Raw genomic sequence first — 379 nt, 5'->3', positions numbered from 1 at the left:
GGTCACCGGAGGCGGGGTTGTCGGCGGCAGGGGAGGCGGCGGCCGACGCAGGCGCTAAAGCCGTCGCCGACGCCGCCGTCGCCCGGCCGGACGCGGAGGCGGGTGTGGCCGTCCCGGCGAGTGCGGCCAGGGAGGCCAGGGCCAGCGCCGTGGCGGTCGCGGCGGCCCCGGTCCGTCGGTTGAGAAGGGAGATCGTCATGCCCGCCACGCTAGGCGGCGGCCCGGACGGCCCGCGTCGGACGTCGGTCGGAACCGCGTAGGCCCGAGGTATGACGCTCCTCGGTGCCGGATCATCCCGCCGTCTCCTTGATCACTCCCTGATCGCTCCCTGCGACGCCGGGCCGCTCGCCGCCGTAGGGTGGGAGGGGGAGCAGGGCAG

The 379-nt window shown here is 76.5% G+C and carries 1 protein-coding gene; it reads right to left on the bottom strand.

The window, feature by feature from the left end:
• On the bottom strand, positions 1–199 hold a 199-nt coding region (locus tag D3105_RS35050; protein ID WP_206273073.1), incomplete at its 3' end, for a hypothetical protein.
• Between the last annotated feature and the right edge of the window lie 180 nt (positions 200–379).

Origin of the sequence: Streptomyces globisporus, assembly GCF_003501885.1 — a bacterium.
GTDB classification, from domain to species: Bacteria; Actinomycetota; Actinomycetes; order Streptomycetales; family Streptomycetaceae; genus Streptomyces; species Streptomyces globisporus_D.
This window is presented reverse-complemented; position numbering and strand designations above follow the sequence as displayed.